The sequence below is a fragment of the Bartonella sp. SD1336NMGDW genome (genome assembly GCF_042193565.1).
Classification (GTDB): domain Bacteria; phylum Pseudomonadota; class Alphaproteobacteria; order Rhizobiales; family Rhizobiaceae; genus Bartonella; species Bartonella grahamii.
Window position 1 is genome coordinate 265,086 of record NZ_JBHILW010000001.1, and the last position, 17,606, is coordinate 282,691.

The following is a 17,606-nucleotide window of genomic DNA, read 5'->3' on the forward strand; positions in this document are numbered from 1 at the left end:
GGAAATTTATGAACGAAATATTCTTAAGAAGAAAAATATTTTACACTCAATTTTTTTAATCTGCAAGTACCATTTATATGAAATTTATCCCTGTAATATTAAGTAATTATATGAAAAAATTGAAAAAATATAAATAGTGTTTAATTTATTTTATAACAAAAATATGAGTTAGAGTTATAGCATTAATTAAATGCTATTCAAAAGTATTTTTTACAGAAATTTATATTAATAAATTTATATTAAAGAAGGGATTCTTCTTATTTATAACTGTGTTTAGTGTGGATTATTATTTATCCCCAATTTTATCCACAAAAGGGACTAAAAAAAAGAATAAAAATAACACTATCTTAAAGATATTATCCCCTCTTTTTTATAAGAGGTATAAAATTATCACAAGCATTTAATTTGTGTATAAAAACGAAGAATTTTTCCTAAATTTTAGTTTTATAAAAAACGGTAAGGATATATACACATATCTTAACAAGGAGTTAAAATTTCTGTGACAAAAGAAAAAAAAATCTTTCATTTACACATGCTTTCTGATGCAACGGGAGAAACGTTAATCTCTGTTGGGAGAGCTGTAGCATCGCAGTATACAATGAGTCAGGTAACAGAGCATATCTATCCTATGATTCGTAATGAAATACAGTTACAAAAAGCTCTTGATGAAATACAACAAGAGCCAGGTATTGTTCTCTACACAATGATTGATGAAGAATTTAAACTTCTCCTTCAAAAAAAGTGTAAAAAAATAAAAGTTCCCTGTATTGATATATTGCATCCTGTTTTAAATGCTTTTCAGTCTTACCTTGGAATGCCAACACATTTACGTGCGAGCGCACAACATGATCTTAATGCAGATTATTTTCGCCGTATTGAAGCACTGGATTTTACAATAGAGCATGATGATGGACAGTCTTCCAGTAGCTTATCCGAAGCAGATGTGATCCTTGTTGGAATTTCAAGAACCTCTAAAACGCCAACAAGTATCTATTTAGCAAATCGCGGAATAAAAACGGCTAATGTTCCTCTTATTCCTAATATTGATTTGCCAGAATCCCTTTTAGAGGCAAAAAATTCTTTAATTATTGGTTTAATTGCTTCAGCTGAAAGAATCTCACATATTCGTCAAAATCGAGATTTGGGAGAAGGTTTTGCTCTTGATAGTTATACAAATCGTATCAACATAGCTGAAGAATTAATCTATGCAAAACGCATTTGCGAACGTTTTGGTTGGCCTATTATTGATGTCACAAGACGCTCTATTGAAGAAACTGCTGCTGCAATATTTGAACTTTTATCACGATTTCGTGAAGGAAAATGAGAGAAAATTCTCATGAACGCAGATACGTTAATATTAGCATCTCTTAGTTTTTATCGTGCAAAATTATTAAAAAAAGCAGGTTTAAATTTTTTCATTGAAGGAGCTTCTTTTGATGAAAGAGAAGTAGAAAAAAAAGCAAAAGAAAAAACATCTAAAGAACTCAGCTGTTTTCTTGCGAGTGCAAAAGCAAAAAATGTTTCAGATCGTTTTCCTGATGCTTTCGTTATTGGTTGTGATCAAGTGCTTGATTTGGAAGGTCAAGTTTTTCATAAAGCAACAAATATTAAGGAAGCACATCAACGTTTATGTGAGTTATCAGGAAAAACTCATTCTCTTCATAGTGCAGTAGCTTTATTTAAAAATGGTCAAAAAATTTGGGTTGAAGCTTTTAGTGCACATATGTCCGTCCGTTTGCTCTCGTCAGAATTTATTGAACGTTATTTAGCACGCGTAGGAAAAGATGTTCTAAACAGCGTGGGAGTATATCAAATTGAAGGGGAAGGGATTCATCTCTTTGAAAAAATTGAAGGAGATTTTTTTACCATTGTTGGTTTACCTTTGCTGCCTCTACTCATAAAACTGCGTCATTTAGGAATTATTGATGGTTGACTTAACAATAAAAAAAATAAATTATCCGCGTGCTTTTGTTGTTGGTTCTCCAATTCATCATTCAAAATCGCCTAAAATTCACAATTTTTGGCTTAAACAATATGGTTTACAAGGAGAATATCTTGCACAAGAAGTAACATCTGAAAAATTCAGTCATTTTATTGCATCTTTACAAAAAATAGGTTTTTGTGGAGGAAATGTTACTTTGCCTTATAAACAGGAAGCTTTTCGTTTAGCAGATTATAAAGATGAGAGAGCAACAATGATTGGTGCTGTTAATACACTTTGGTATGAAGGAGATAAGCTTTGTGCCACGAATAGCGATGCCTATGGTTTTAGCGCTAATCTTGATGATTTTGCATCTGATTGGGGAGGAGAAACAGCTCTTGTTTTTGGAGCAGGTGGTGCCGCACGCGCTATCATATATGCCTTAGAAAAACGCGGATTTGAACAGATTTATTTGATTAACCGTACAAAACAACGCGCTGATAATTTAGCTCAGCATTTTGGAAAATACATTAAAGTTTACGATTGGCATAAAATCCATGAAATACTTCATCAAGCTGATTTGATTGTTAATACAACCTCTATTGGCATAAAAAATCCAGAAGAAAAAAGTGATTCTTTTTTTTGCGATTTTCATAAAGCAAAAAAAACGGCGTTAGTAACAGATATTATTTATACACCATTAATAACTCCTTTTTTACAACAGGCAAAAGCTTGTGATCTCAAGACGGTTGATGGACTTGGGATGCTTCTACATCAGGCTGTTATAGGGTTTGAACAGTGGTTTGGAATAAGACCACAGGTAACAAAAACATTACGGACAGCTATTTTAGAGGATATGAGTGAAAAGAAGGAATGAAGATCATAGGATTAACGGGATCAATTGCTATGGGAAAATCAACAGTTGCTGATTTTTTCAAGCAAGCGGGTATATCTGTTTTTAGTGCTGATGAAGCAGTACAACGGCTTTATAAAAGTGAGCCAGTTTTGTCATTCATAGAGAGTATTTTTCCTGGTGTTGTTGAAAAAGGTGAAGTTAACCGTTTGAAACTCTCTGAAATTTTGATTGATGATAAGGAAAAATTACAAACATTAGAAAAAATAATTCATCCTTTGGTGCAAGAAAAAGAAAGGGAATTTATTGATATAGCGCGTAAACAAGGGAAAAAATTAGTTATTCTTGATATTCCACTTCTGTTTGAAAAAAATGGTGAAAGTCGTGTGGATAGCGTTATTGTTGTTTCTGCTCCACCAGAAATACAAAAAGAACGTGTAATGATTCGCCAAGGTATGAATGAGAAAAAATTTGCCTTTATCAATGCTCGACAAATGCCGGATGAAAAAAAACGAGAACGTGCTGATTTTATTATTTATACAGGGAAAGATTTAGAGAATACACGTCAACAGGTTTTTGATGTGATAAAAAAACTAAAGAATTGAAGTCATGCGGGAAATTATTTTTGATACAGAAACAACAGGTTTAGATAAAGAAAAAGATCGCATAATCGAAATTGGTTGTGTAGAAATGGTTGATCTTTATCTTACGGGGCGACAATTTCATGTTTATTTAAACCCTGAAGGCGTTATTATTCCTGATGAAGTTGTAGCAATTCACGGATTAACCAATGAACGCCTAAAAAACGAGAAAAGTTTTAGTGATATTGTTGATGAATTTCTGGAATTTATCAAAGGTGCGACAATGATTGCGCATAATGCGAGTTTTGATATTGGTTTTATTAACGCAGAATTAAAACGCGTCAACAAACCGCTTATCAGTGTTGATAATATTCTTGATACATTGGCTATGGCACGGCGTAAATTCCCTATGGGTCCTAATTCTCTTGATATTTTATGCAAACGTTTTGGAATTGATAACAGCCATCGTGTTCTTCATGGTGCTTTGCTTGATGCAGAGATTTTAGCCGATGTTTATATTGAACTGATCGGTGGAAAGCAAGGTGTATTGGGTTTTGATAACAGAAGGGGACTTGAACATATCCAGAATGATAAAGATACATCTTATGCAGTTAAAATTCGCCCACAGGCTTTACCTTCAAGATTGAGTCCGCAAGAAAAAAGGTTGCACGCTGATTTTATCAACAAGATAGGTGAAAAAGCTCTGTGGAATAACTTTAAAATTCATGAATAACATCATTTTTTCTCTAAAAAAATCACTATTTAAATTAAAGAATATGGATGTCAAAAAAATGGTCGTTGTGGGGAGGGGAACACCACAACGACCCTGTCGCTACATCGTACCTCAGCTATCATAGGAGGAGCAAAATGAAAGCTATTAATCCTGTAACAGCAAAGAAAAGCTCTAGGTACTTAATATAAAGTGCAACGACTTCATGTGTTATGAAAAGAAAAAATGGCTTTTTAGAGGCAAAATGAAAAAATAAAAATAAAAGTGAAAAAAAATATATACAGGTAATTTGTTTTTTAGCTGAAATGGAGAAATAGAATTGTCATGAAAGCAACAGATCATCTTTTTTTGGTTGACGGATCAGGCTATGTTTTTCGTGCTTATTATGCTTTGCCGCCTTTAAAACGTAAAAAGGATGGACTTCCTGTAGGAGCAGTAGCTGGTTTTTGCAATATGTTATGGAAATTACTTTGTGATGCTCGTAATACAGCTACTGGTATTGTTCCAACACATTTTGCTGTTATTTTTGATTATTCATCTGATACTTTTCGGAAACAAATTTATCCTGAATATAAAGCGAATCGCGCTGAACCTCCTGAAGATCTAATTCCTCAATTTGCGCTAATACGCCAAGCAACGAAGGCTTTTAATTTGCCTTGTATTGAAAAGGAAGGCTTTGAAGCGGATGATTTGATTGCTACCTATGCAAAATTGGCAACAAAGGTTGGGGCAAAAACAACCATTATTTCTTCTGATAAGGATCTTATGCAACTCGTAAATACGCATGTATCTTTGTATGATGGAATGAAAGACAAACATATAGGTATCTCAGAAGTTGTAGAAAAATGGGGTGTTGCGCCTGAAAAAATGATTGATTTACAAGCATTAATTGGAGATTCAACAGATAATGTACCAGGTATTCCAGGTATTGGTCCCAAAACTGCAGCTCAGTTGTTAGATCAGTTTGATTCTCTTGATCTTTTATTGCAAAACGTAACAGAAATTAAACAAACAAAACGACGCGAAAACATTCAAGCTTATAGAGAACAAGTTAAAATTTCTCGTGAACTTGTTAGGCTTAAAACAGATGTTCCTATAGATAATGATTTAGATGATTTTGTTTTGGAGCCACAAGATGGTCCACGTTTAATTGCTTTTTTGAAAGCGATGGAATTTTCAACATTAACGCGTCGCGTGGCAGAGGCAACGTCATGCGATGCAGCTGTTATTGATGCCCTTGATATAGATGTTGAATGGGAAAAACTGAGCCACAGGCATGATTCTGATATCAATAATACTGAGCGCGCATCTCTTCATAATTTTTCTGAAAATTCTCCACAAGTTTTTGCACAAAAACGTAAAGATCAAGCGCTGACTCAAAAAATTACAAGAGATGCTTATACAACAATTCTTGATGAGGAAATTTTAAAAGATTGGTTATCACAAACACAAGAGCAGGGTTTTTTCGCTTTTAATACTGAAACAACATCTCTTGATCCGATGCAAGCAAAGCTTGTTGGTTTTTCACTCGCATTACAGCCAGAAAAAGCAGCTTATATACCTCTTGAACATTTTGATGAAGGAGAAGAGGACCTTTTGAGGGGCGGGCGCATTGCCTCGCAGATTGAGACCCGAAAAGCTTTAGCACTTTTAAAACCGATATTAGAAGATTCATCGGTGTTAAAAATTGGCCAGAATATAAAATATGATTGGTTGGTGATGAAGCAATACGACATTATGATAAGCTCTTTTGATGATACCATGCTTTTATCATATGCTTTTGATGCTGGAACATTAACCCATAATATGGATGATTTATCTGAACGTTGGCTTGAGCATAAACCAATTTCCTATAAAGATTTAACGCATAACGGAAAAAAAATTACTTCTTTTGCACAAGTAGATTTAAAACAAGCAACCCTTTATGCGGCGGAACATGCTGATATAACGCTACGCCTTTGGCAAGTATTAAAACCGCAACTTGTTGCTCGTGGAATGACAAAAATTTATGAGCGTCTTGATCGACCCCTTGTAGAAGTTCTTGCAAAAATGGAAGAACGTGGGATTCTTATTGATCGGCAGATTTTATTGCGTCTTTCAGGAGAATTGGCACAAGCTGCTTTGATTTTAGAAGAGGAAATTTACAAACAAGCTGATGAAAAGTTTAATCTTTCTTCGCCAAAGCAATTAGGGGATATCCTTTTTGGCAAAATGGGATTACCTGGAGGCGCTAAAACTAAGGGTGGACAATGGTCAACTTCTGCACAGACCTTAGAAGAGTTGGCTGCTGAAGGTCATGTTTTGCCGCGTAAAATTATTGAGTGGCGTCAACTTGCAAAGCTAAAATCTACCTATACAGATGCCTTGCCTTCTTATATTTTTTCAAAAACAGGGCGAGTTCACACGAATTATTCTTTGGCAATAACATCAACAGGGCGGTTATCATCATCAGAGCCAAATTTGCAAAATATTCCAGTGCGGACTGCTGAAGGGCGTAAAATTCGAACAGCTTTTATTGCTCCCAAAGGACATGTGTTACTTTCTGCTGATTATAGTCAGATTGAATTGCGCATTCTTGCACATATTGCGGATATAAAAGCATTAAAAGAAGCTTTTGCTAAAGGGCATGATATTCACGCTATAACGGCATCACAAATGTTTGGCGTTGCGATAGAAGGAATGCATTCAGATATACGACGGCGTGCAAAAGCGATTAATTTTGGTATTATTTATGGTATTTCAGCTTTTGGATTAGCCAATCAATTGGGAATTTCACGCCAAGAAGCGGGTCGTTATATTCAACTGTATTTTGAAAGATTTCCAGGAATTAAAGATTATATGGAGAAGACCAAAATCTTTGCACGTGAAAATGGTTATGTAGAAACAATTTTTGGACGTCGTATCCATTATCCAGAAATAAAAGCAAAGAATGTAAAAATTCGTTCTCTTAATGAGCGAGCAGCTATCAATGCTCCAATTCAAGGTTCTGCAGCTGATATTATTCGCCGCGCTATGATACATATGGAAGATGCTTTAAAAGAAGAAAAACTATCAGCAAAAATGTTGCTGCAAGTGCATGATGAACTGATTTTTGAAGTAACAGAAGAAGAAAGTAAAAGAACCATGGCTGTTGTTAAAAATGTTATGGAAAATGCTACAATGCCGGTTTTATCTTTATCTGTACCGCTTGAAGTAAAAGTCATGACGGCTCAAAATTGGGATGAAGCACATTAATTTTTTTATTTATTTTTAAGAATGTTGATTGCGTTGGAAAGATTAAGATAGGCTTTGATAGGCAAATGATCTGAAGCAATGCGTGCAAGCGGTGAATGATGATTTTCAATACTTGTTACCAATTGGTGTGGAAAAGAAAAAACTCTATCAAGGGCTAAAAAAGGAAAGCGAGAGGGAAAACTTGGTACAACTTCAAAAGTGCTATCAAAATAGGGGAAAAAATGATTTAAAGATGAGCCTTTTCCCATCCGCCATTCATTAAAATCTCCTATGAGGAGTGTAGGCATAAGGGAGCGTTTTTGGAAAATTTCAAGGAGCATTTTTGTTTGTTGTTTACGAGAGTAACGTAATAAGCCAAAATGAGCCGCAATAATACGAATAGGGCCTGCTGCCATTTCCAACTCTACAATTACAGCCCCACGTGGTTCAATACCAGGAAGAGTGACTTGTAAAGTATCACGTACATATCCCTTTCGCAAAAAGAGAGCATTCCCATGCCAACCATGTCCATGAGGTGACATAGTATTAAGAGGTACAGGAATCAAACCGGTTTCAGCTTTTAATAGCTGAAGATTAATCAAACCGATGCGTTCTCCAAAACGTCTATCTGCTTCTTGAAGAGCAAGGATATCAACTTGTAATTCAGTAATAACACGGACAATTCTTGTAGGATTAAAAATTTTATCAACACCTACACATTTATGCACATTATAGGAAGCAACGGTCAGATCATAATTACTATTTTGATTGATGATGTTTGATTGATGATGAGAACGGCTGTGAATTGCATTTAAAAAGGAGCTATGGAGTTTTTGTTGGATAAAACCGGTAAACCAAGGAAATTTTTGCTTATAGGGTATTTTTGTCATTTTGCGAAAAGAATAGTCCCTAAGAAACAAAGGGTAAAGACTTACACTAAAAACAAAAGAACCTTGTCTCTTTTAGAAACAAGGTTCTTTAATTAAGTTATGATTTTTGCAATCAATCACGGTTTGAGCCAAGAAATTGTAGCAAGAAGACAAACATATTGATGAAATCAAGATAAAGATTCAACGCGCCCATAATAACTTTACGTCCTCTGGTGTCGCTTTCATCTCCTTCATAATACATCAACTTAATGCTTTGGGTATCGTAGGCTGTCAAACCAGCAAAGATAAAAACACCAATTACAGAGATAGCAAATTGCAAAGCGCTTGATCCAAGAAAAATGTTCACAATCATGGAAAGAAACAAGCCGATCAATCCGATGAATAGGAATGAACCGATTGCTGTGAGATCACGCTTTGTTGTGTATCCATAAAGTGAAAGAGCTCCAAAAGTTGCGGCGGAAATGACAAAGGTTTGCACAACACTTTCTGTCGTATAGCGCAAAACGATTGAAGACAGTGAAAGACCAACCAGAGCAGCATAACCAAAAAAGAGGCTACGAGCAGCGTTTGTACTCAATGTATTAATTTTAAAACTGAGGAATAAAACTGCTATGAGTGGTGCAAACATAACAATGTAAGAGAATGGCGATGTATAAAATGTTACTCCAAATGATGTTAGATAAACACTGCTATTGATCTGAGCTGCTGCTTGGCCCATATCCGTTGTCGTTGCTAATGATACAATTGCATAAGCGGCAGCAGCTGTAATAAGCAAACCAATGGCCATTGTATTGTAGACACCCAACATATAGTCGCGTAATCCCTGATCAATTGATGCATCGGCATGAGAAGCAGGTGCCGAACGTAAATCTTTAAAATTAGCCATAATATAAAATCCTTTAGCATATGTTCCGTCAGGTACAGGGCTTTAAAAGTATCTCTGTCATTATACAGATAAGCTTGGCATAAGCCTTAATTTGGCAAATACAAAAAACCCTTAAGAATCACTGACAGAATTCCAGTATACCTGCTCTTATTATGGCGATTTATTTAAAAATTACAAGAGATTTATATAAGCAAGGAACCTTACAAATTGGTAAGGAAATGGTTCATTTTAATAAAAAATGTTTCCATTTTTCGCCATATTTTTACAAGATAATAAAGACTACACTCAAAAATTTTTATTATTCACAGAAACTATGTAATACAATCCTTTATAAAATATCCACTATTTTTGCGTTTATGAGAAGAGCGGCAACTATCATAACGCTATTTTTCAATCTTCAATATTGCACCTGTTTTGCACGGTTAGAAGAGCTATTGAATTGGATTTATATAACATATTGAGATATAATGATAAACTGTCTTTTTGTATGCTAGATAATATTCCGAATATCGTAAGATTCTCTGGTTGCAAATCTGTTTATATTACATCAAACAAGATTATTGACTTGCTTGTGTCTTGCAAGAGACATGGTTTTAATAAATTCAGCATGAACAGATTTCAAATAAAAGAGATTTAGGCTATTAAGGGCTTTTATTCAATATGAAAAACGGTAATTTATATTTATAATCAATAAGTTGATTTAAGAAGACACCATTGAAGATAGTTGAAAAAATGTTTTTTATTAAACAATATATAAACCAAAAAAGGAGAGTTTTTTAACGAAGCGCTTAAGAAGGGCTCTGTAAAAAACAATACCTGTAAAAACTAAAAACATATGAAAAGCAAATGTTCTAAGCAAATAATAGAACTTTAAATGCTGTAAAATATTTTCTCTCTGAATTTGATAGAGGACATGTGGATAAAAAATATTGATTTCTATTTGAGTTCATTTCTTTTGCATTGACCAAGTGTAGAAGTGTAAAGTTGAAAAATAAGATTTTATAATCTTATGAAAAGAAACACGAAAAACAATTAGCTGCAAGAATTATCCAAGAAAAATCAATTTATAATCAGGCTTATGATGGTCAATGATCTCTGTTTTCTAAGACAATGAGCATATCAATGAGAAGATGTATTGTTAGAATGATTTTTTGCTTTCATCCAAGCGCGCAATTCTTCAATAAGGATGGCAATAACACCGAGAGTGATAAAACTATCTGCAAGGTTGAAAATAGCAAAATAAAAAATATCATCAATATGAAAGAGTATATAATCAGTGACATGATGAAAGCGAATACGATCAATGAGATTGCCAATTGCTCCCCCAATAATAAGGATAAGGCCAAAGCGCATTAAAGACTTATTATATTCAGTATTTTTCCATAGCCATAGAAGGAAGATAATCACAATGATTGTGATGGCGATGATTACCCAGTGAGAAAAGGAAGAAAAAAACGAAAATGCAATGCCAGAATTACGCACATGATAAAGGGAAAGAAAAGGAATAAGCGAAATTTCTGTTCCTAAAGGCATATTGTGCATAACCCAGTATTTGACAGCTTGATCAAGTAGTACTGTAAAAGCCAAGCCCAAGAGAAGAAAAGGGAGTGATTTACGCGTCATATTTTTCCTCACATGGTTCCAGTATTAAATAGGGGCGACGGATTTCATAAAGCATAACAGCTGTTGCTACAGCTAGATTAAGCGAGTCTGCGCGTCCGCTTTGTGGAATACGCGCAAGTTTATCACACCGATTTGTAAGAAGATCTGATAATCCCTGTTTTTCATTCCCCATTAAAAGGATAATAGGGCCATTTTTGAAATCAAGTGTGCGATAATCCAGAGATCCTTTGAGATGTGTTCCAACGATCATACCTTTAAAGTGAGCAGACCAGTTTAAAAAGGCGCTTTCATCAAGACGATAAAGTGGCACAGAGAAAATAGATCCCATGGTTGCACGGACCGTTTCAGGCGAGAAAGGGTCTGTTGTTTCGCCAATTAAAATAACACCTTTAGCACCTACAGCATCAGCAGTTCGAATAATGGTACCAAGATTTCCAGGATCACGTACACGATCAAGCGCGATGTAAACATCTTTAATCTGTCCTTTTATCATTTCAAGAGAGTGCCATTTTTGCTTGAAAATACCAATAACTGTTTGTGGATTATCGCGTCGGGTAAGTGATTCCATAACCTTTTGTGAGGCTTTAATAACAAAACCACCGTTGGCTACAGCATGTGCGGCAGTATTTTCGATAGCAGCATTACCGATTTTACTTTTAGAAAAAATAAGCGTCTGTATTGTCCAGCCGAGATTGAGAGCATCAATGACCAATTTCAATCCTTCTGCCATGAAAAGACCTTCTCTATTACGGTTTTTCTTTTGGCTAAGTGCTTTAAGATCTTTTATGATGGGGTTGCTAAGAGAGGTAATTTCTTTCACTCTACCAGTTTTGGGTCTACACATATTCAAGCAATCCAACGGCTAAAAAGAGAAGTAGAAAGAGCACGTCCTGCAACTTCTTCACGCAAAATGAGTTCTCCTGATTCGACCGTACCACCAAGATTTACAAATGCATCACGCATTAAAGCATGAAGTGCAAAGAAGGAAGCACGAATAGAATAAGCTGTAAGGACAACAGAGAGCGGTTTATCAGAGAGAAGTTTACGACAATTTGTGATCATAGCGGGTAAATGATCAAACAGTTGCCAAATTTCACCATGGGGTCCACGCCCATAAGCAGGGGGATCAAGAAGAATCATATCATAGCTTTTCTTACGACGCAGTTCACGCTCGACAAATTTCATAGCATCATCGCAAATCCAGCGAATAGAATGATCTGGTAATCCTGCTTTTTCTTGATTAGCTTTTGCCCACGCAATGGCTTTTTTAGAAGCATCAACATGGGTAACATTCGCACCCGCTCGTGCCCCAATCAAAGAGGCAATACCTGTATAGCCAAAAAGATTCAACAATTTTATAGGACGTTCGGCTTTAACAATTTGTTTTTCCATAGAGCGCCAATGGGCATCTTGTTCAGGAAAAACCCCCACATGACGAAAGGAAGTAAAACGGCCTAGAAAAGGCAATCCATTCCAAGAAAGAGTCCATGTTTCATCAAGTGGCTTTTTAGGAAAATGCCAACGACCAACCCCTTCTTCATCACGGTTTCCTGTGAAAATAGCATCAACATCAGCCCATTGTTTTTGTGGTAAAGCGGGTTTCCATAGTGCTTGACCTTCTGGTCGAATAATGCGGTAAGCTCCATAACGTTCTAATTTTTGTCCATGACCAGAATCAATGAGAGCATAGTTTTCACTTACACCTGTTTCTAAAATAAGGGGCAACTTTTCCTGCGGATATCTATTGTTATGGGAGGAGGATTGAAAGCATTGTGCGGGCATGTTTTGTATCACGGTATATGAGGTATGAAAATATATTATAAAGTTCTTAAGTGTTTCGTAAAAGTGCAAAAGAGCTAAAGTCAATTAAAATATGTATAAAAAAGAAAAGAGCACCTTTAACTCTGTACTGAATATAAAATACAGAGAGAAGAGAAAAGATTTAATTAAAATACCATTACACCAGATTTGTGATAGACGTTTTCAATTTCTCTATCTCTGCTTTACTTTTTTTGAGAGCTTTTTTGTATTTGTGATAGGAAAACCAACTGATCAGATTCCCTAATAAAATACCAAAACCAAAGAAAATAAAGAGCCATATAAAGAGGGGAGCATGATAAGTAAAACTTTCAGAATCTGCTCGAAAAGGATCAAGGGTTAACGGAACCATTTGACGATTAGCAACGATAAAAACAATCAAAAAAGCTGCAAGAATCACACCGATACTTGTTAGAAGAATACGTTTAATTATCATAAGTTTCTCACTGATTAAGACGGTCGCGTAAATCCTTGCCAGTTTTAAAAAAAGGAATCCACTTTTCTTCAACAGAAACAGCTTCACCTGTTCGTGGATTACGTCCATTACGGGCTGAACGGCTTTTTACAGAAAAAGCTCCAAATCCACGAAGTTCAACACGATTGCCATTTGCAAGTGCTGTTGAAATTTCCTCAAAAATAGCGTTTACAATATTCTCCACATCCCGTTGAAAAAGATGCGGGTTATGACGAGCGATAATTTGCACAAGCTCTGATTTTACCACAATAGCCTCACTTTCACACAAAAATTTTTTTGTAATTGTGCACTTCATACATATTACAATATATAAACGGATAAAAGCAAAATAAAACGAAGAAAAAACAAATTGCAAGAAACAAAATTTGAAAATACCTTCTATAAAGGTTATACAGATTAAAAATGCGGAGTATTTAAGAGATTAGGAGAGTATGTCCGTACACAATCATTATGAAGCCTTTTCGACGCAATCATCTTTCGGAGATGTTTTTAAAAAAGCATCCCGTCATTCGCGTCGCGTTAGCATATTAAAATTTTTTTTACCTCTCTTAGCGTTGATTTCAGCGCTGGTTTTTTGTTGGTTTACGTTTTTCTTGGTTCCCGTTACTTCTGATTCTATGCCTTTGAATAATGAAGAAAGTGGCGTGGTGAATTTGACGATGCTCAATCCAAAGTTAGAAGGGTATACGCGTGCTCATGAACCTTATTGGCTTAAAGCAGAAAAGGCATTTCAAGACCATACACACTCTGGAATGATTGGATTACAAAACATTACAGCTAAAGCATTTATGGGTCAACAAAGACAGGTTTTTCTTGCAGCACAAGGGGGGGTTTACGATAATATTAATGGTTTTTTACAGTTGGACAAGCCATTCACCATTACGACGAATGATGGGATGATGGCACAATTTATGTCAGCGAGTATTAATTTATCCGAGGGACAGTTAAAAACAGACCAACGTGTTAATATTCAGCAAGCCGGTTTGCATCTTGCCGCAAATGCATTACAAATTCGAGAAAAAGGAAAAAACATGTATTTCCATGGTGGTGTGCATTTAGTGCTTCAAAAGCAATGACGTAATATCAATTTGAATCTTCAAAGGATATTTATAAAGAGAAGTATGTGTATATACAAACAGAAGAATTGAAATAATGAAATCGTACAAAAGATGGATAGGTGTGACGTTAGCTTTTAGCATGGGAATGTTAGGAGGAGGAGCAATTTTAGGATATGCTGAAGTGGCTCATTTTGGAATAAGTTTATCAAGCGACAAAGAACCGGTAGAACTTCATGCAGATTCTTTGGAAATACGTGATAAAGAAGGGATAGCGCTTTTTAAAGGTGATGTTTCAGTGGTGCAAGGTGAACGTCTTTTAAGAACGGCAAAATTAGTTGTTTACTACGATAAAGCACATAAAGAAATTGATAAAAACAAGGAAGATACAAAGGCATCATCTGTTTCTTTATTTGGTTCGTCGAGTATACAAAAAATGGAAGCTTTAGGAAAAGTTTATATAAAAATTGCTACGCAAATTGCTACGGGTGATAAAGGCGTTTTTGATGGAAAGTCAAAAATAATGAGTTTGACAGGGAGTCATGTTGTGTTAACTGATGGTGACAATGTGGCCACGGGGTGCAAACTAACGGCAAATATGGAAAGCGGAAAGGCTTTTTTAGAAGGTTGTGAGACGCCTAAGAAAAAAGGTCGTGTTTCTATTATTTTAAAACAAAATCAAAAGAATGGCCATTAAGATTTCATGTTTGGAATCAAAAGAAAAAAACAGACCGATAGGTATAATCTTGAAAGTGAAGCTTCAAAAAATCCCTTAAAAGGGACCTTGATTGCCAGTAACTTGATTAAAATTTATCGAGGAAGACGAACTGTTAATGGTGTTTCTTTTGGCATTCGTACGGGAGAAGCCGTTGGCATTTTAGGGCCTAATGGGGCAGGTAAAACAACTTGTTTTTATATGGTTATGGGGCTCATAAAATCTGATGGAGGATCCATTAAAATTGATGGATTTGATATTACGCATCTTCCGATGTATCGACGTGCGCGTTTAGGTATTGGATATCTTCCACAGGAGGCTTCGATTTTTCGTGGTCTTTCAGTAGAAAATAACATTAAAGCTGTTTTAGAGGTCGTTGAAAAAGATCGCCTTAAACAACGTGAAGAATTAGATAGCCTTTTACATGAATTTAAAATTGATCATTTGCGTAAAATGTCTGCACTTTCGTTATCTGGAGGTGAACGTCGGCGACTTGAAATTGCGCGCGCTTTAGCTTCTCGTCCCCATTTTATGTTACTTGATGAACCATTTGCAGGAATTGATCCTATCGCTATTTTCGATATTCAACAACTTATTCGTCATTTAACTAGGCGTGGTATTGGTGTTTTAATAACGGATCATAATGTGCGTGAGACATTAGGGCTTGTCGATCGCGCTTATATTATTCATACAGGGCGGGTGTTAGTTCATGGTTGTCCTAATGATATTATCAACAACGTTGATGTACGCAGAATTTATTTGGGAAATCAATTTTCTCTTTGATTTTACAGCTTTCACGAGTTTCCATTTAAATTTAACCAAACATTATTACTGAAAATCTCCTTATTTATGCCAAAACTTCTTTTATGACTATAACCTTAATGTTGTTATTGAGCGGTGAAAAAGGCTTCATCATTAGAGGTTAATTTGTTGTTTTATAAGTTTAGCTTGCTCATGATTGTATTATAGAAAGATATCACTAGATTAACTTGATAATGAGTGATAAACGAAGCTCTTAATAAATGCGTGCATTATTGAAAGGTAAAAGATATTTATCATATTTTTTTCTGTCGAATCAAATAATATATCGATGATGCTGTTTTAGGTATTTTGATGGGAGCACCGGTTATATATTGCGGTTATTCAATAGGAGTTGTCGTATTTTATTGGTTTATATGGCCTATTTGAAAATAGGAGCTGGGCTACAGATATCAGGATAAATCTATAAATCTTTTAAACTAATCATTAAATCTCTAAAAACCTTTATATTCTTGTTATAAGGCGATGTTCAAGCTATACAATAATTTTCAAAGTAAAGGTCCATTTTGCTCAGTATGCTTTTCATCTTAATTTAAGGGCTCATTTTTAAAGAAAGAAAAACTCTGATGGCGAATTATACATCAACTCTTATGACAAGTTTAATAAATTTATGAATAATGACCTTTTCTAGAGTCGTAAGGAAATTAACTTTATGAACAACTTCATTTCTTTGGTTTCTCATGCCGTTAATGATGATCCGAATACTATTTATTGTTGTGATAGAAGTGATATGAGATGTATTGAGCCATCATCCATTATAAATTGAAAAGTAAAAACACATGCGATGTTGCGAAAAGTGAAAGAACATTAAGTATCTATACTGTTTATAGGTTTATTGATGAGCATTTTAGCGTGTAAGAGGAAAATTAAAGTATGAATTTGAGTGAGTTAATAGCACCGGAAGCGATCATTCCGGCTCTTAAGGCTAATTCGAAAAAACAGGTTCTGCAAATTTTAGCCGAAAAAGCTTCCAAGCTAACAGGTCTTAGTGAGCATGTGATTTTTGATGTTGTTTTACAGCGCGAGAAGCTTGGTTCAACGGGTTTGGGCGGAGGTATTGCAATTCCTCATGGAAAATTACCTGATATTAATCGGATCATTGGTATATTTGCACGTCTTGAAAGTCCTGTTGATTTTGAAGCTCTCGATGACGAACCTATAGATCTCGTTTTTCTCCTTTTAGCACCTGAAAATGCTGGTGCGGATCACTTAAAAGCTTTATCACAGATCGCACGTGTTTTGCGTCACACTGATGTTGTGCAAAAGTTGCGCAATACGCATAATGCTAATGCGCTTTATGCTTTACTGATTCAAACTTCAGAATCAAATGCAGCTTAGAAGATATTATGAGTGCATAAGTTGCAAGGTATACACCACGGAACGTAGAAAATAATATAATTTTTATCTTAAAAGACTGATAGCAAAAGGTTATGTCATGCAATTTATGAGAAATCGTTTCTAAGCGAACTTTCTTTTTAAAGAGCAAGTAACAAAACGAAGTACTTGTTTTTTCTTGTTCTTGTATATTAAAGCATCTAAACATTATGCTTCATGGATTCTTTTATCCTGTTATACTGTAAAAAGCCATCATTTGAGGTGTGGAGAGATAAGGCATGTAAGTCTTCTTAATATATTAAGTGCTTTTAGAATGTGTGGTAAATATTCTTTAGCAGGACTTGTCTGTAGAGCTTTTGGTTAAGTAAATCAAATAAGTAGGAAGACAAGAGTAGACTGCTCGACAAGAATCCAAACTTTTTCAGTCCAGATTGGATTAAGAATCTTCGTCCTTTGAAAGCGGGAAAGAAATCAACAGAAAAGTTTATTTATGCATCGAATTTTTCGTAAGTTGAGTTTGAGTGTTTAGGGATAATATTTTAATGCTCAAGAAAAAATAAGAGTGTATGCTCAGTATAGCAAGATATTGATTTATAAATATAATTAACTATTTTGCATGTTGGATGAGAGATGCGAATACTGTAAGATTCTCTCACTTCAAACCTGTTTATGTTGAATCAATCAAAACCATT

Annotated in this window: 17 protein-coding genes; 10 read left to right on the forward strand and 7 right to left on the reverse strand. The window is 35.1% G+C overall.

Annotated elements, in window-relative coordinates:
• Positions 1 to 499 precede the first annotated feature (499 nt).
• From ACFIKH_RS01170 to polA, 6 genes are all read left to right on the forward strand, one after another.
• Positions 500 to 1,324 (forward strand): pyruvate, water dikinase regulatory protein, encoded by an 825-nt coding sequence (locus tag ACFIKH_RS01170; protein WP_375626120.1) that lies wholly within the window; start codon positions 500 to 502, stop codon positions 1,322 to 1,324.
• A gap of 12 nt (positions 1,325 to 1,336) precedes the next feature.
• Positions 1,337 to 1,933, forward strand: a complete 597-nt coding sequence (locus ACFIKH_RS01175; protein WP_375670793.1) for a Maf family nucleotide pyrophosphatase — start codon at positions 1,337 to 1,339, stop codon at positions 1,931 to 1,933.
• Complete coding sequence (locus tag ACFIKH_RS01180; RefSeq protein WP_375626122.1) at positions 1,926 to 2,798, forward strand: shikimate dehydrogenase; 873 nt, start codon at positions 1,926 to 1,928, stop codon at positions 2,796 to 2,798. Before ACFIKH_RS01175 ends, ACFIKH_RS01180 begins: the two co-directional genes overlap by 8 nt.
• Positions 2,795 to 3,379: a dephospho-CoA kinase gene (coaE, locus tag ACFIKH_RS01185; protein WP_375625516.1), complete on the forward strand. Its 585-nt coding sequence runs from the start codon at positions 2,795 to 2,797 to the stop codon at positions 3,377 to 3,379. The genes ACFIKH_RS01180 and coaE overlap by 4 nt, the downstream gene beginning before the upstream one ends.
• Before the next feature lie 4 nt (positions 3,380 to 3,383).
• Entirely contained in the window at positions 3,384 to 4,088 is a 705-nt protein-coding gene (gene dnaQ, locus ACFIKH_RS01190; RefSeq protein ID WP_375670795.1) for a DNA polymerase III subunit epsilon, read from the forward strand.
• 321 nt (positions 4,089 to 4,409) lie between these two features.
• Positions 4,410 to 7,319, forward strand: a complete 2,910-nt coding sequence (gene polA / locus ACFIKH_RS01195) for a DNA polymerase I (RefSeq protein ID WP_375648192.1) — start codon at positions 4,410 to 4,412, stop codon at positions 7,317 to 7,319.
• A gap of 5 nt (positions 7,320 to 7,324) precedes the next feature.
• Here the strand turns inward: polA and ACFIKH_RS01200 are convergent, their stop codons facing one another.
• The 7 genes from ACFIKH_RS01200 to ihfB all read right to left on the reverse strand — a co-directional run bounded on the left by ACFIKH_RS01200 (position 7,325) and on the right by ihfB (position 13,237).
• Positions 7,325 to 8,188, reverse strand: a complete 864-nt coding sequence (locus ACFIKH_RS01200) for an endonuclease/exonuclease/phosphatase family protein (RefSeq protein WP_375670797.1) — start codon at positions 8,186 to 8,188, stop codon at positions 7,325 to 7,327.
• 112 nt (positions 8,189 to 8,300) lie between these two features.
• Positions 8,301 to 9,074 (reverse strand): Bax inhibitor-1/YccA family protein, encoded by a 774-nt coding sequence (locus tag ACFIKH_RS01205; protein WP_375626129.1) that lies wholly within the window; start codon positions 9,072 to 9,074, stop codon positions 8,301 to 8,303.
• Positions 9,075 to 10,193: 1,119 nt separating this feature from the next.
• On the reverse strand, positions 10,194 to 10,697 hold the full coding sequence (gene lspA, locus ACFIKH_RS01210) for a signal peptidase II (RefSeq protein ID WP_375670799.1): 504 nt from the start codon (positions 10,695 to 10,697) through the stop codon (positions 10,194 to 10,196).
• Positions 10,687 to 11,541 (reverse strand): TrmH family RNA methyltransferase, encoded by an 855-nt coding sequence (locus tag ACFIKH_RS01215; protein WP_375625510.1) that lies wholly within the window; start codon positions 11,539 to 11,541, stop codon positions 10,687 to 10,689. Before ACFIKH_RS01215 ends, lspA begins: the two co-directional genes overlap by 11 nt.
• Before the next feature lie 2 nt (positions 11,542 to 11,543).
• A complete protein-coding gene (locus tag ACFIKH_RS01220; protein WP_375625509.1) occupies positions 11,544 to 12,479 on the reverse strand; it encodes a class I SAM-dependent methyltransferase in 936 nt (311 codons plus the stop codon).
• Between the two features lie 175 nt (positions 12,480 to 12,654).
• Entirely contained in the window at positions 12,655 to 12,951 is a 297-nt protein-coding gene (locus ACFIKH_RS01225) for a lipopolysaccharide assembly protein LapA domain-containing protein (protein WP_375628030.1), read from the reverse strand.
• Between the two features lie 7 nt (positions 12,952 to 12,958).
• On the reverse strand, positions 12,959 to 13,237 hold the full coding sequence (gene ihfB, locus ACFIKH_RS01230; protein ID WP_012754445.1) for an integration host factor subunit beta: 279 nt from the start codon (positions 13,235 to 13,237) through the stop codon (positions 12,959 to 12,961).
• Between the two features lie 184 nt (positions 13,238 to 13,421).
• Between ihfB and lptC the strand changes: the two genes are divergently transcribed.
• From lptC to ptsN, 4 genes are all read left to right on the forward strand, one after another.
• Positions 13,422 to 14,066 (forward strand): LPS export ABC transporter periplasmic protein LptC, encoded by a 645-nt coding sequence (gene lptC, locus ACFIKH_RS01235; RefSeq protein ID WP_375626138.1) that lies wholly within the window; start codon positions 13,422 to 13,424, stop codon positions 14,064 to 14,066.
• Between the two features lie 76 nt (positions 14,067 to 14,142).
• The gene (locus ACFIKH_RS01240) at positions 14,143 to 14,742 is read left to right on the forward strand and encodes an LptA/OstA family protein (protein ID WP_375626140.1); all 600 of its coding nucleotides are present in this window, start codon (positions 14,143 to 14,145) and stop codon (positions 14,740 to 14,742) included.
• 6 nt (positions 14,743 to 14,748) lie between these two features.
• Positions 14,749 to 15,543: an LPS export ABC transporter ATP-binding protein gene (gene lptB, locus ACFIKH_RS01245; RefSeq protein WP_375625505.1), complete on the forward strand. Its 795-nt coding sequence runs from the start codon at positions 14,749 to 14,751 to the stop codon at positions 15,541 to 15,543.
• A gap of 909 nt (positions 15,544 to 16,452) precedes the next feature.
• Positions 16,453 to 16,917 carry a PTS IIA-like nitrogen regulatory protein PtsN gene (gene ptsN, locus ACFIKH_RS01250; RefSeq protein ID WP_012754449.1) on the forward strand — a complete coding sequence of 155 codons (465 nt, stop codon included), beginning with the start codon at positions 16,453 to 16,455 and terminating at the stop codon, positions 16,915 to 16,917.
• The last annotated feature ends 689 nt before the right edge of the window (positions 16,918 to 17,606 follow it).